The 13,566-nt window shown below is 72.1% G+C and carries 12 protein-coding genes; 5 read left to right on the top strand and 7 right to left on the bottom strand.

What is annotated here, in order from left to right:
* Positions 1 to 41: 41 nt before the first annotated feature.
* Positions 42 to 1,139, bottom strand: a complete 1,098-nt coding sequence (locus QMF98_RS14815; protein WP_337973697.1) for a lactonase family protein — start codon at positions 1,137 to 1,139, stop codon at positions 42 to 44.
* Complete coding sequence (locus tag QMF98_RS14820) at positions 1,136 to 2,431, bottom strand: ROK family transcriptional regulator (protein ID WP_337973698.1); 1,296 nt, start codon at positions 2,429 to 2,431, stop codon at positions 1,136 to 1,138. The genes QMF98_RS14815 and QMF98_RS14820 overlap by 4 nt, the downstream gene beginning before the upstream one ends.
* An 81-nt stretch (positions 2,432 to 2,512) precedes the next feature.
* Here QMF98_RS14820 and xylA point away from each other — a divergent pair, with 81 nt between their 5' ends.
* Both xylA and xylB read left to right on the top strand, forming a co-directional pair.
* Positions 2,513 to 3,700 carry a xylose isomerase gene (gene xylA, locus QMF98_RS14825; RefSeq protein ID WP_263732432.1) on the top strand — a complete coding sequence of 396 codons (1,188 nt, stop codon included), beginning with the start codon at positions 2,513 to 2,515 and terminating at the stop codon, positions 3,698 to 3,700.
* Positions 3,697 to 5,109: a xylulokinase gene (xylB, locus tag QMF98_RS14830; protein ID WP_337973699.1), complete on the top strand. Its 1,413-nt coding sequence runs from the start codon at positions 3,697 to 3,699 to the stop codon at positions 5,107 to 5,109. The genes xylA and xylB overlap by 4 nt, the downstream gene beginning before the upstream one ends.
* 130 nt (positions 5,110 to 5,239) lie before the next feature.
* Here the strand turns inward: xylB and QMF98_RS14835 are convergent, their stop codons facing one another.
* The 5 genes from QMF98_RS14835 to QMF98_RS14855 form a co-directional block, all read right to left on the bottom strand.
* Positions 5,240 to 5,575: a histone-like nucleoid-structuring protein Lsr2 gene (locus QMF98_RS14835; RefSeq protein ID WP_263732430.1), complete on the bottom strand. Its 336-nt coding sequence runs from the start codon at positions 5,573 to 5,575 to the stop codon at positions 5,240 to 5,242.
* Positions 5,576 to 5,648: 73 nt separating this feature from the next.
* Positions 5,649 to 5,816 carry a hypothetical protein gene (locus QMF98_RS14840; protein ID WP_490715620.1) on the bottom strand — a complete coding sequence of 56 codons (168 nt, stop codon included), beginning with the start codon at positions 5,814 to 5,816 and terminating at the stop codon, positions 5,649 to 5,651.
* Positions 5,817 to 5,839: 23 nt separating this feature from the next.
* On the bottom strand, positions 5,840 to 7,396 hold the full coding sequence (gene lysS, locus QMF98_RS14845; protein ID WP_490715621.1) for a lysine--tRNA ligase: 1,557 nt from the start codon (positions 7,394 to 7,396) through the stop codon (positions 5,840 to 5,842).
* Between the two features lie 95 nt (positions 7,397 to 7,491).
* Positions 7,492 to 8,775, bottom strand: a complete 1,284-nt coding sequence (locus tag QMF98_RS14850; protein WP_337973700.1) for an endo-1,4-beta-xylanase — start codon at positions 8,773 to 8,775, stop codon at positions 7,492 to 7,494.
* An 86-nt stretch (positions 8,776 to 8,861) separates the two neighbouring features.
* Entirely contained in the window at positions 8,862 to 9,932 is a 1,071-nt protein-coding gene (locus QMF98_RS14855) for a LacI family DNA-binding transcriptional regulator (protein ID WP_337973701.1), read from the bottom strand.
* A 319-nt stretch (positions 9,933 to 10,251) separates the two neighbouring features.
* On the opposite strand from QMF98_RS14855, the gene QMF98_RS14860 reads away from it, so the two are divergent.
* The 3 genes from QMF98_RS14860 to QMF98_RS14870 are packed head-to-tail and all read left to right on the top strand — an operon-like array spanning position 10,252 to position 13,474.
* A complete protein-coding gene (locus QMF98_RS14860; protein ID WP_337973702.1) occupies positions 10,252 to 11,565 on the top strand; it encodes an extracellular solute-binding protein in 1,314 nt (437 codons plus the stop codon).
* A gap of 8 nt (positions 11,566 to 11,573) precedes the next feature.
* On the top strand, positions 11,574 to 12,599 hold the full coding sequence (locus QMF98_RS14865; RefSeq protein WP_337973703.1) for a carbohydrate ABC transporter permease: 1,026 nt from the start codon (positions 11,574 to 11,576) through the stop codon (positions 12,597 to 12,599).
* Positions 12,599 to 13,474 carry a carbohydrate ABC transporter permease gene (locus QMF98_RS14870; protein WP_291758256.1) on the top strand — a complete coding sequence of 292 codons (876 nt, stop codon included), beginning with the start codon at positions 12,599 to 12,601 and terminating at the stop codon, positions 13,472 to 13,474. The genes QMF98_RS14865 and QMF98_RS14870 overlap by 1 nt, the downstream gene beginning before the upstream one ends.
* The last annotated feature ends 92 nt before the right edge of the window (positions 13,475 to 13,566 follow it).

Consider the following 13,566-nt stretch of genomic DNA (forward strand, 5'->3'; position numbering starts at 1 on the left):
TCTCACCTTCGGTGCGGACGAGCGCGGGTCGGCGTGACGCGTCACACGGTTCCGGCCGCGGTGCCACCGACCGGGTCGACCGGAGGCTCGACGACCGGGGCGACGACGGGGACCACGCACGCCGGCACCGGCAACGACCGGGTGCACACCACGCCGCCGTCGCCGTCCAGCACGGTCAGCGCGCTGGAGTCCTGCTCGGCGACGATCGTCCAGCCGTCCACCACCTCGTGGTCCCGGGGGGTGCGGCCCGGCAGCGCGTCGTCGGCGCGGTGCGTCAGCAGCCCGTCGGAGTGACGCGTGAACCGGGACAGCACCTCCGTGCCGCGCACGCCGACCACCACCTCGTCGCCGTCGATCAGCACGTGCGCCGGCTTCACCTCCGCGCCCGGGCGGGCGGGGGCCGCGGTGGCCGGCAGCACCTGCACGGACGTGCCGGTGTCGGTGGCGCCGTCCCACGCGAGCACGTGCACCGACGCGTCCAGCTCGCCGGTGACGTAGGCGAACCGGCCGTCCGGGCTGAAGGCGAGGTGCCGGGGACCGGTGCCGGGCGGGAGCGTGGCGGCGACCCCGGCCGGGACCAGCCGCCGGCCGGCGACGTCCCGCGCGTAGCGGCGCACCTGGTCGGCACCCAGGTCCATCACCAGCACGTGGGCGCCGGACGGGGTCATGACGACGTAGTGGGCGTGCGGCCCCTCCTGGCGGTCGGCGCGCGGGCCGTGGCCGTCGCCGGGCAGCCGCTGCGCGGGCTCGTCGTCGGCGAGCGTGCCGTCGGCCGCGAGGCGCAGCGCGCCGAGCACCCCGTCGGCGTAGTTGGCGACGTAGAGCAGGGCGGCCTCGGCATCGAGCAGCAGGTGGCACGGGGCGGAACCGCCCGACGGCACCGTCGCGGTGGTCACCAGCGCGCCGTCCCGCACGGCGAAGGAGCTGACGGCGCCCGGCGAGCTCTCGTCGACGGCGTAGACCGTGCGGCCGTCGGGGTGGGTCGCGACGAACGACGGTGCCGGCGTGACCACCACCTGGTGCGGGATGCCGAGCATCCCGTCGAGCGCGTCCAGCTCGACCTGCCACACGCCCTCGCCGCGGCCGGTCGGCATGCCGAAGCCCGCACTGGGGTACGTGCCGACCCAGAGCATCGTCATGCCGGTCCTCCCGCCGCGGTGGCCGCGGCCGCCACCGTCGTGGTGGTCGCCGTCGTGGTGGTCGTGCTCCGATCCAGCCACGCCGACGGCTGCTGCACCAGTCGACGGAGCGCCGCCAGCGCCCCACCGGTCATCGCGGGGAACTCCCCGGCCCGCGCGGCACCCACGGTCACCGGCGACCACGGCGCCGTGATCACCAGCTCGTCGAGCGCTCGCGCCACCTCGTCGCGCACGTAGCCGTACAGCTGGCCGAACGTGCCGCCGAGCACCACCTGGTCGACGTCCACCACGTGGACCACGCCCGACAGGGCGATACCGAGGGCCCGCCCCGCACCGGCGACCGCCGCCAGGGCCCGGGTGTCGCCCGCAGCGCACGCGGCGACCAGCCGGTGCACCGGCGCACCGTCGGGGAGCCCGGCCACCCGCAGCATCGCCTCCTGCCCGGCACGCGCCTCGAGGGTGCCCAGCCGAGGCCCGCCCGGCATGCACGGGTCGACGACGACGTGCCCGATCTCGCCGCTCCAGCCGTGCTGGCCGCGGAACAGCTCGCCGCCCAGCACCACGGCGCCACCGATGCCGACCTCGCCGGACACGTACACGAAGCTCGGCTGCGGGGTGCCGCGACGCACCCGTGCCTCCGCCAGCGCGGCGAGCTTCGCCTCGTTCGCCAGCTCCGGCGGCAGGCCTGCCAGGGCCGGGTGCCGCACCAGCCGGCCGACCACGTCCACGTCGCGCCAGCCGAGGTTCGGTGCGACGCGCAGCGGCCCGGTGCCGGCGTCCACCAGGCCGGGCAGCGCGAGCGAGGTGCCGACCACGCGCACGCCCTGGCCGACGAGCCGGCCGAGCACACCGGTGACCAGCTCGGCGAGCCGGTCGAGCGTCTGCTCCGGCGACCGCGTCCGCTGGTCCCCCGCCTCGACCCGCTCGGCGAGCACGGTGCCGGCCAGGTCGACCGCCCGCAGGCCGAGGTAGTCGACGTTCACCTCCATGCCGATGCCGGCGAACGTGCCGCGCGCGGGCGCCAGCGGCACGGCGGGGCGCCCGGCACGCAGCGCCGGCCGCGGCAGCAGCTCGCGCACCATGCCGCCGCGGATCAGCTGCTCCACCAGCGAGGTGACGCTGGGACGGGCCAGCCCGGTCACCGCGGCCAGCTCGGCGCGGGACGGGGGCTCGCGCGCGTCGAGCACGTGCGCGAGCGCCACGGACAGGTTGTGCTCGCGCAGGTGCTCCTGACGGGCGACGCCCGAACGGGCGCCGCGGGACTGCGAGGCCCACGGGTCGGCTGCCGGCACGGGCTTGACCCTACCGCCCGGCCTCGATAAATTCATGGCGGGAACTAATACGCCCGGCAACTCGACGAGGAGCACTCCCCCATGACGCGTACCCCCACCCGTGACGACCACTTCTCCTTCGGTCTGTGGACCGTCGGCTGGGCCGCGCAGGACCAGTTCGGCAGCGCCACCCGCCCGTGGCTCGACCCGGTCGAGTCGGTGCACAAGCTCGCCGAGCTCGGCGCCGCGCACGTGACCTTCCACGACGACGACGTGGTGCCCTTCGGCTCCTCGGACGCCGACCGCGAGAAGATCCTGGACCGCTTCCGCGGTGCGCTGGCCGAGACCGGCATCACCGTGGAGATGGTGACCACCAACACCTTCAGCCACCCGATCTTCAAGGACGGCGCGTTCACCTCGAACGACCGCCGCGTGCGCCGCTACGGCCTGCGCAAGATCCTGCGCAACGTCGACCTGGCGGCCTCGCTCGACGCCGACACGTTCGTCATGTGGGGCGGCCGCGAGGGCGCCGAGTACGACTCCGCGAAGGACCTGTACGCCGCCCACGAGCGCTACGCCGAGGGCATCGACACCGTCGCCGCGTACATCAAGGAGAAGGGCTACAAGCTCCGCATCGCGCTGGAGCCGAAGCCGAACGAGCCCCGCGGCGACATCCTGCTGCCGACCGTCGGCCACGCCCTCGCCTTCATCGCCAAGCTGGAGAACGGCGACATCGTCGGCCTGAACCCGGAGACCGGCCACGAGCAGATGGCGGGCCTGAACTACACCACCGGCCTGGCGCAGGCGCTGTGGGCCGGCAAGCTGTTCCACATCGACCTGAACGGCCAGAAGTCGATCAAGTTCGACCAGGACCTGGTGTTCGGCCACGGCGAGCTGTTCTCCGCCTTCGGCACCGTCGACCTGCTGGAGAACGGCTTCCCGTCCGGCGGCCCGACCTACACCGGCCCGCGCCACTTCGACTACAAGCCCTCGCGCACCGAGGACATGCAGGGCGTGTGGGACTCCGCCGCTGCCAACATGGCGACGTACCTGCTGCTCAAGGAGCGCGCACAGGCGTTCCGTGCCGACCCCGAGGTGCAGGCCGCCCTCGAGGAGGCCGGCGTGTTCGAGCTGGCCCAGCCGACCATGGCGGAGGGCGAGACGATCGCCGACCTGCTGGCCGACCGGTCCGCGTTCGAGGACCTGGACGTCGACGCCGTCGCGGCGCGCGGCTTCCGGTTCGTGCGGCTCAACCAGCTCGCGCTCGAGCACGCTCTCGGCGCGCGATGAGCCTGGTCGCCGGGGTCGACTCGTCGACCCAGTCCTGCAAGGTCGTCGTGCGGGACGCCGCGACCGGAGCGCTCGTGCGCTCCGGTCGCGCGGCGCACCCGGACGGCACCGAGGTGGACCCGCAGGCGTGGTGGGCGGCCCTCCAGGTCGCGATCGACCAGGCGGGCGGGCTCGACGACGTCGAGGCGCTGGCCGTCGGCGGGCAGCAGCACGGCATGGTCGCCCTGGACGCCTCCGGCGAGGTGGTCCGGGACGCGCTGCTGTGGAACGACACCCGGTCGGCGCCGGCGGCGCGCGAGCTGATCGACGAGCTCGGCGGGCCGCAGGCGTGGGCGTCGGCGATCGGCTCCGTGCCGGTCGCGTCGCTGACGGTGACCAAGCTGCGCTGGCTGCGGGACGCCGAACCGGCGAACGCCGCCCGCGTGGCGGCCGTCGCGCTGCCGCACGACTGGCTGACGTGGCGGCTGGCCGGCGGGTTCGGCGAGCTCGGCTTCGAGGGCCTGGCCACCGACCGGTCGGACGTGTCCGGCACGGGCTACTGGTCGCCGTTCGACGAGGCGTACCGGCTCGACCTGCTGGAACGGGCGCTCGGTTCCGCCCCTGCACTCCCGCGGGTGCTCGGTCCGCACGACGTGGCGGGTCGCACGGCCGCCGGGGTGCCGCTCGGCCCGGGTGCCGGGGACAACGCCGCTGCGGCGCTGGCCCTGGGGCTCGGCCCGGGCGACGTGTCGGTGTCCATCGGCACGTCGGGCGTGGTGGCCGCGGTCGCCGACGCCCCGACCGCCGACGGGTCCGGCCTGGTGACCGGCTTCGCCGACGCCACCGGCCGGTACCTGCCGCTGGCGTGCACGCTGAACGCCTCGCGCATCCTCGACTGGGCGTGCCGGCTGCTCGGGGTGGACTACGACGAGCTGTCCCGGCTGGCGCTGTCGGCACCCTCCGGTGCCGACGGGCTGGTGCTGGTGCCGTACTTCGAGGGTGAGCGCACCCCCGACCGGCCCACCGCCACGGCGTCGCTGCACGGGATGACGCTGACCAGCTCGACCCGGGAGCACATCGCCCGGGCCGCCGTCGAGGGGCTGCTGTGCTCGCTCGCCGACGGCATCGACGCGCTGCGTGCCGTCGGGGTGCCCGTGCAGCGGGCCTTCCTGGTGGGCGGCGGGGCCCGGTCCGAGGCGGTCCGCCGCCTCGCCCCCGGTGTCCTGGGGCTCGACGTGCTGGTGCCGCCGGCCGGCGAGTACGTCGCCGACGGCGCGGCCCGCCAGGCCGCGTGGGTCCTGTCCGGCGGGGCCACTCCCCCGGCGTGGCAGCTCGGTGGCGAGCCGGAACGGTTCACCGGCGATCCCCAGCCGCACGTGCGGGAGCGGTACGCCGCCGCACGCGAGCTCACCCTCGAGCGGGTGCGCTGAGGGTCGCCGGAGCTCGGCCGTTCCCGGCCGGCGGCACGAGCCGGTCCGGGGTCACGACGAAGCGGCCGACGAGAAGGGGCCCGGTCACTCATCGGTGACCGGGCCCCTTCTCGTTCGGGGGTGCGAGCCGTCAGTGGGCGGCCTCGTACGCCGCGCGCACCTCGGCCGAGATCCGGCCTCGCTCGGAGACGTGGTGGCCGTTCGCCTTCGCCCAGTCGCGGATCGCCTGCGCGTCGCCGCGCGAGGCGCGCCCGCGGGGCGCTGCCGACGTCTTCGCGGCGCCGCCGCGGCCGCTCACCTTGCGTGCGTGACCGGTCCACTGCGCGAGCGCGTCGCGCAGCTTGGCGGCATTTTCCGTCGTGAGGTCGATCTCGTACGAGACGCCGTCCAGACCGAACGTGACCGTCTCGTCAGCAGTTCCGCCGTCGAGGTCGTCGACCAGGAGGACCTGGACCTTCTGTGCCATTGCGTGCTCCCGGGGGTCTCGCCAGCGCATTGTGCGCCGACGCGCCAAGGATGACACCCCCGTGAAAAGTCCGTCAAACGGTAGGAGGCCCGTCCACATTTTCTTCGCGGGACTGCTGCCGCTGCTGCGCATCGATTTGCGCCTGCGCACGGCGTTCGTTGCGGTCTGCATTCATCACGGCACGCAGGCCGAACCAGAAGAGCAGGCCGACACCGATCGACGGCAGCACCGCGGCGAGCACGCCACCCCACCCGGACATAGGACCTACCCCTGCGGCTTGACCAACGGAAACAGGATGGTGTCGCGGATTCCGAGGCCGGTGAGCGCGATCAGCAGGCGGTCGATCCCCATGCCCATGCCCCCCGACGGCGGCATCGCGAACTCCATCGCGGTGAGGAAGTCCTCGTCGATCCGCATCGCCTCGTCGTCCCCACGCGCCGCCAGCAGGGCCTGCGCCTCGAACCGGGCCCGCTGCACCACCGGGTCGACCAGCTCGGAGTACGCCGTCGCCAGCTCCATGCCACGTACGTACAGGTCCCACTTCTCCACCAGGCCCGGCTTGGACCTGTGGTCGCGGGTCAACGGAGAGGTCTCCACCGGGAAATCGCGTACGAACGTCGGCGCGACCAGATGGTGGCCGACGTGGTGCTCCCACAACGTCTCGACCATCTTCCCGTGGTTGCGCACCGCGGGGTCCAGCTCCACCTCGGCCTTCTCCAGCAGCTTGCGAAGATGGTCGTCGGAGGTGTCGTGCGTGATCTCCTCGCCGATCGCCTCGGACAGCGAGTCGTACATCGGCAGATGCGTCCACCGCCCGCCGACGTCGTATTCCGTGCCGTCCGCCAACGTCATCACGGTGGTGCCGAACGCCTCCTGGGCGGCGGTCTGCACCAGATCCTGCGTGAGGGCCGCCATGGTGTCGTAATCGCCGTAGGCCTCGTACGCCTCGAGCATCGCGAACTCCGGTGAGTGCGTGGCGTCCACACCCTCGTTGCGGAAGTTCCGGTTGATCTCGAACACGCGCTCCACCCCACCGACGGCGGCACGCTTGAGGAACAGCTCCGGTGCGATGCGCAGGAACAGCGGGATGTCGAACGCATTCATGTGCGTCTCGAACTGACGCGCGGCCGCACCCTCCGGCCGCGCCTGCAGCATCGGGGTCTCGACCTCGAGGAAGCTGCGCCGCCACAGGTTCTCGCGCAGCGAGCGCACGACGGCGGCCCGCGTGCGGACCATGTCGCGGGCGCCCTGCCGCACGATCAGGTCGACGTAGCGCTGGCGCACCCGCGCCTCGTCGGACAGCTCGGCACCCTCGTAGAGGTTGGGCAGCGGCCGGATCGCCTTGGCGGCGATCGCCCACTCGTCGGCCATCACGGACAGCTCGCCGCGCCGGCTGGACACTACGCGCCCGTGCACGAAGAGGTGGTCACCCAGGTCGACGTCGGCCTTGAACGCCGCGAGCCGCTCGGCGCCGACGTTGGCCTCCGAGAGCATGGCCTGCAGCCGCGTCCCCTCACCGTCCTGCAGCGTGACGAAGCACAGCTTGCCGGTGTTGCGCAGGAAGACGACACGGCCGGCGACGCCCACCTCGTCGTCCGTCTCCTGGCCCGGCTCGAGGTCCGGGTGGGCCGCGCGCACCGCCGCGATCGTCTGCGTGCGGGGCACCCCGACCGGGTACGGCGCGACGCCCTCGGACAGCAGCCGCTCGCGCTTCGCCCGCCGGATGGCGATCTGCTCGGGGACGTCGTCGGACGCGGGGGCGGCCGGCTGCGCGCGCTCGACGGGCGCGGCGGGCTGCGACGGGGTGGGGCTGACGGTCACCGCGCAATCCTAGGTCGCGGGGCCGGACGGCCCTGCCGGGCCGGTGCGACGAAGGACAGGTGCGACGTGGGGGCAGGCCGCCGGCGCCGGCCCCGTCAGACCGCCTCGTCGACCACCACGGACTCGGCGGGCCGGTCGGCGGACAGCGTCAGGGCACCGTGCCGGCCCCACGCCGTCACCGTGTAGTCGCCGAGGTACCCGTCGAGCACGAACCGGCCGTCGGCGTCCGTGCGGACGGGCGTGGCGGGCAGCCACCACTCGCCCTTCACCAGGGCGAGCAGCGCTTCGTAGGCCGGCTTGGGGGTGCCGTCGGTGCGGACCAGGCCCGCCGGGGCACCGAGCCACGAACCGTCGTCGGACAGCCCCCAGTACGTGGCCACCTGCACCGCGGGATGGGCGAACAGGGTGCGGTAGTGGCGCACCACCTCGTCGGCCTGCCGCGCCTCGCCCTCGGGGGTCGAGGGCCAGGACGGCACCTGGTAGTCGTTGAGGTCGACGATGTCGGCCGGCATCAGGTCGCCGGACAGCAGCGTGGTCTCGGTGAGGTGCAGCGGCAGCCCGAACCGAGCGAAGCGGCCCAGCACGTCGGCGGTCCTCTGCTCGCCCCAGTAGCCCTGGTGCATGTGGCTCTGCAGCCCCAGCGCGTCGATGCGGATGCCGGCCGCCAGGCAGTCCTCGATCAGGGCCTCGTACCGCGGCGACATGTCGAAGTCGTTGAGCAGCAGCCGCGCCGCCGGGTTCGCGGCGTGCGCCGTCTCGAACGCCAGCCGCGCGGTGGCCACGCGGCCGTCCCGCGCCGCGAGGCGGGTCAGCCCGTTCGGCTCCTTGTCGAACACCGGCATGATCACCACCTCGTTGATGGCGTCCCACGTGTCGATCAGCCCGGCGAAGTCGGTCACCTCGCGGGTGATCCGGGTCCGTACCGCCTCGGTCACCTGGTCCACCGACAGCTCGTCGAGCCACTGCGGGGCCAGCGTGTGCCAGGCCAGCGGGTGGCCCTTGAGCTCGACGCCACGGTCGGCGAACCAGCGGGCGGTGCGCAGCAGCCGCTGCGTGTCCGGCCGGCCGCGCTCGGGCTCGAAACCGCGCCAGTAGAAGGGCAGCGTCGCGGTGTTGAACAGCGCCAGCCACTGCTCGGCCAGCACGGGCAGCAGGTCGGCGCGGGCACCCCCGAACACCGAGCCGCCGGCCTCGACCTCGCCGTTGGCCAGCGGGATCAGGTCGAACCCGATGTTGCCGAAGCCGAAGGCGTGCCGCTGCTGGGCGACCACCACGTCGGCGTCCGCCAGCGGGCGACCGTCCGGGCCGAGGGCCGTGACGACGGTGCGGGCCGTGCGGTGCGCCAGCTCGGCGGGACGGGGGACGACGACGTCGTGCACGGACGCTCCTTCGCGTGGTGGGACGAGGGTCTGGCGGGCGGCACCCGGAGGGGCGCGCGGCCGTGCCGGCTGTGCCGACGGGCCGGTCAGCCGAGGGCGGCCACCTCGGCGGCGGACGGCGCGGGGACGGTGGCGGGGACCGTGGCCGGGACGACGGGGGACGGCACCGGCGCCGTGGACGCGCGCCGCACCAGCGTGGTGGGCAGCCGCACGTGCGTGGAGTCCACCGGGGTGCCGTCGAGCAGGGCGATCAGCAGCTCGATCGCGGTGGCGCCCATCTGCTGGATCGGCTGTCGCACCGTGCTCAGCGGCGGCGTCGTGGTGCGGGACTCCGGGATGTCGTCGAACCCGATCACCGACAGGTCCTCCGGCACCCGCAGCCCGAGCTCCCGTGCCACCTCGATGGTGCTGATGGCGGACAGGTCGTTCGCGGCGAACACGGCGGTGGGCCGGTCCGGCATCGTCAGCAGCTCCGTCGCCGGCCCCCGGGACGTCGGCTTGCGGTAGTCGCCGACCCGGACCAGCGCCGGGTCCACCGCGATGCCGGCGGCGGCGAGCGCCTGCCGGTAGCCCTCCTCACGGAGGCGGGAGGACTCGAGGTCCGGACGGCCGGCCACCAGGCCGATGCGGCGGTGTCCCAGCTCGAGCAGGTGCTCGGTGGCGCGCACGGCGCCGGCGAGGTTGTCCGAGTCGACCGTCGGCAGGCCCGTCGGGCCCTCGTGCGGGTCGATGGCCACCACGGGCACGGTCGACTGCACGTCGACCACCGTCGGGGTGACCAGCACAGCGCCGTCGATCAGCGTGCCGGAGAGCCGGGACAGGTAGCGGCGCTCCCAGCCGGCACCCTCGTTGTGGCGTCCTCCGGTGTAGGCGAGCAGCTCGTAGCCGGTGTCCCCGAGCGCCTCGGCGGCACCCTTGAGGATCTCGGTGCTGAAGGGCTCGAACTCGGCGACCAGGATGCCGATCACGTGCGTCTTGTGGGAGCGCAGGCTGCGCGCCACCAGGCTGGACTCGTAGCCCAGGTGGGCGATCACGTCGCGCACGCGCTCGGACGTCGAGCTCGCGACGCCGTAGCGGTCGTTGAGCACCTTGGAGACGGTGGCGACCGACACGCCGGCGGCCCGTGCCACGTCGGTGATGGTCACCCGGTCTGCCATGCGGATCAGCGTATCGCTACTAAAACGTTATCGATAACGTTTGACAGCCCTGTCGGACGGGTGTCAAAGTCGCTCCTGCGTCCCCCTCTCGAAGACGACGAGGAGTCCACTCGATGAAGAGACCCGACAGCACGACGGTCGCCACCACGATGGTGGTCCTCGCCCCCCGGGGCAGCGACGACGACCGACGTCGCGGCGCCTAGCACCGCACGCACCACCCGCCGGCCCGGACTGACGCTCCGGCACCGGCAGCGCACCGGTTCACCCCTCCGGGGGGACCTGACCACTTGAGTGCAGCTCAACGAAGAGGACAGATCTCATGAAGGCAAGGAAGTCCCTGGCGGCTGCGGCCGTCCTGGCGGCGGGCGCCCTCGTGCTCACCGCGTGCAGCAGCGGTGGCTCGGGCTCCGACTCCACGGCCAGCTCGGCCGGTGGCAGCGGCGCGAAGGTCACCATGACCTTCTGGCACAACTCGACCACGGGTGACGGCAAGGCGTACTGGGAGAGCACCGTCAAGGACTTCGAGACGGCCAACCCGAACGTCACCATCAACATCCAGGCCATCCAGAACGAGGACATGGACGGCAAGCTGCAGACCGCCCTGAACTCGGGCGACGCGCCGGACATCTTCATGGCCCGCGGTGGCGGCAAGCTCGCCGACGTCGTGGCGGCCGGCCAGGCGCAGGACCTCACCAAGTCGATCGACGCGGCCACCAAGTCGGCCGTCGGCGACGGCGCCTTCAGCGCGTTCTCCGTCGACGGCAAGGTGTACGGCATGCCCGTCGCGGTGCTGCCGGGCGGCATCTACTACAGCAAGGACCTGTTCACCAAGGCCGGCATCACCTCGACGCCGAAGACCATGGCGGACCTGAACGACGCGGTCACCAAGCTCAAGGCGGCCGGCATCGAGCCCATCGCGCTCGGCGCCAAGGACGCGTGGCCCGCCGCGCACTGGTTCTACTTCTTCGCGCTGCGCGAGTGCAGCAAGGACACGATGGCCGCGGCCGCCAAGTCCCGCTCCTTCAACGACCCGTGCTGGACCAAGGCGGGCCAGGACCTGCAGACGTTCGCGGCGACGAACCCGTTCAACCAGGGCTTCCTCACCACCTCCGCCCAGCAGGGCGCCGGCTCGTCGGCCGGTCTGGTCGCCAACCACAAGGCCGCCATGGAGCTCATGGGCGCCTGGGACCCGGGCGTGATCGCGTCCCTGACCCCGGACGGCAAGGCGCTGCCGGACCTCGGCTGGTTCCCGTTCCCGGCCGTCGACGGCGGCAAGGGTGACCCGGCGGCCATGATGGGTGGCGTCGACGGCTACTCCTGCTCGGCCAAGGCGCCGAAGGAGTGCGCGAAGTTCCTCAACTTCGCGATGCAGAAGCAGTACCAGGAGGGCTACTCCAAGGCCTTCCAGACGCTGCCCGCCAGCAAGGACGCGCAGAGCGCCGTCACCGACCCCGCCCTGCTCGACATCCTCAAGGCGTACAACAACGCGCCGTACGTCTCCGTCTGGCTGGACACGCTGTTCGGCCAGAACGTCGGCAACGCCCTGAACAGCGGCGTGGTGAACATGCTCGCCGGCAAGGGTGACGCGGCCGGCATCGTCAAGGCCACCAACGACGCGGCGGCCAAGGGCTGATCAGCACCATGAGCGACTCTCTGGGCGAGAACTCGCCGACACTCACGACGTCGCCCGAGGGTCCCTCGGCGGTCGGGGGCGGTGCCCGTACGGCACCGTCCCCGGCCCGCCGGCCGCGGCGAGGCTCCGGGCCCGACTGGCGCAAGCGGCTCGAGATCACGATCCTCGCGGGCCCGGCCATCCTGGTGTTCCTGACCTTCGTCATCTTCCCGGTGCTGATGGCGGCGTACTACGGCTTCTACAAGTGGAAGGGCTTCGGCCGGCCCACCAACTTCGTCGGCCTGCACAACTACGTCGTGATCTTCCAGGACCCGACGTTCCACCAGGCCCTGATGCACAACGGCTTCATCGTGGTGCTGTCCCTGATCATCCAGGGACCGGCGGCGGTGGCCCTGGCCCTGCTGCTCAACCAGAAGATGCGCGGACGCTCGATCATCCGCGTGCTGATCTTCGTGCCGTACGTCATCTCCGAGGTGATCGTCGGCACCGGCTGGTCGCTGATGCTGCAGACCGTCGGCGCGGTGAACGACGTGCTGATGAAGATCGGCCTGATCCACCACCCGATCGACTGGCTGTCCAACCCCAAGCTGGCGATCTGGTCGCTGATGCTGGTCATCAGCTGGAAGTACATCGGCTTCGCCGTGATCCTCTTCCTCGCCGGCCTGCAGTCGATCCCCGAGGAGCTGTTCGAGGCCGCCTCGATCGACGGCGCCAGCTACTGGCAGACGCAGCGGCGCATCACGTTGCCGCTGCTGGGCCCGACCATCCGCATCTGGGCGTTCCTGTCGATCATCGGCTCGATGCAGCTGTTCGACCTCGTCTACATCATCTGGGGCCAGTACGTGTCCTCCACGGCGGGCACCTCGACGATGGCGACCTACATGGTGACCAACGGCCGCAACGCCGGGAACTACGGCTTCGGCAACGCGGTCGCCGTGGTCCTGTTCGTGATCTCCCTGATCGTCGCCCTGATCTACCAGCGCTTCGTGCTCCGACGTGACACCGAGGGCGCGCTCACGGAAGGGAAGAAGTGATGGCGACGACGACCCTTCAGGCGCCGGGCCGGATCGCACGGACCCGGAAGGCCGACAGCGTCGGCTGGGGCAGCCCGCTGACGTACTTCATCGCGTTCGTCTTCGTGGCGATCTGCATCGGGCCGGTCATCTACATCATCATCGGCGGCTTCCGCACGAACGCGCAGATCACCACCGACCCGTCCGGGTTCCCCACGCACTGGCAGGTCAACAACTACCTCGAGGTGCTGCGCAGCAGCATCTTCTGGCGGCAGGTCAGCAACTCCGTGATCACCGCGGTGTTCACCACCCTCGGCGTCGTGGTGCTCGGCGTGATGGCGAGCTACGTGATCGCCCGGTACCAGTTCAAGGGCCGTGGCGCGATGTACTCCCTGTTCGCCGCCGGCCTGATGTTCCCGATGACCGTGGCGATCACGCCGCTGTACATCATGATCAAGAGCCTCGGCCTGATGAACACGCTCGCCGGGATCATCCTGCCGCAGATCGCTTTCGCCCTGCCGACCACGGTGATCATCCTGGTGCCGTTCCTGCGGGCCATCCCCAAGGAGATCGAGGAGGCGGCGTCCATCGACGGCGCCAGCCGGCTCGGGTTCTTCTTCCGGATGGTCGTCCCGCTGTCCGTGCCGGGTGTGGTGACCACCGGCATCCTCGCGTTCATCGCGTCCTGGAACAGCTACATGCTCCCGCTGTTCCTGATGAACAACGAGACGTCGTACACGCTGCCCCTCGGGGTGCAGGCGTTCGCCTCGCAGTACGCGGTGGACACCGCCCGCGTGCTGGCGTTCACGTCCCTCTCGATGATCCCCGCCCTGATCTTCTTCTCGCTGTTCGAGCGCCGCATCGTCGGCGGCCTGACCGGCGCCGTCAAGGGCTGACCCACCTCCTCCTCCCGGTGGCCGCGCCCCTGGCTCACTGCCTCACGAGCCGCGCGGCGCGGCCGCCCTGCCTTCACCTCCGCTGACCAGAG

Origin of the sequence: Cellulomonas sp. NTE-D12, from assembly GCF_027923705.1 — a bacterium.
In the GTDB taxonomy this organism is placed as follows: Bacteria; Actinomycetota; Actinomycetes; order Actinomycetales; family Cellulomonadaceae; genus Cellulomonas.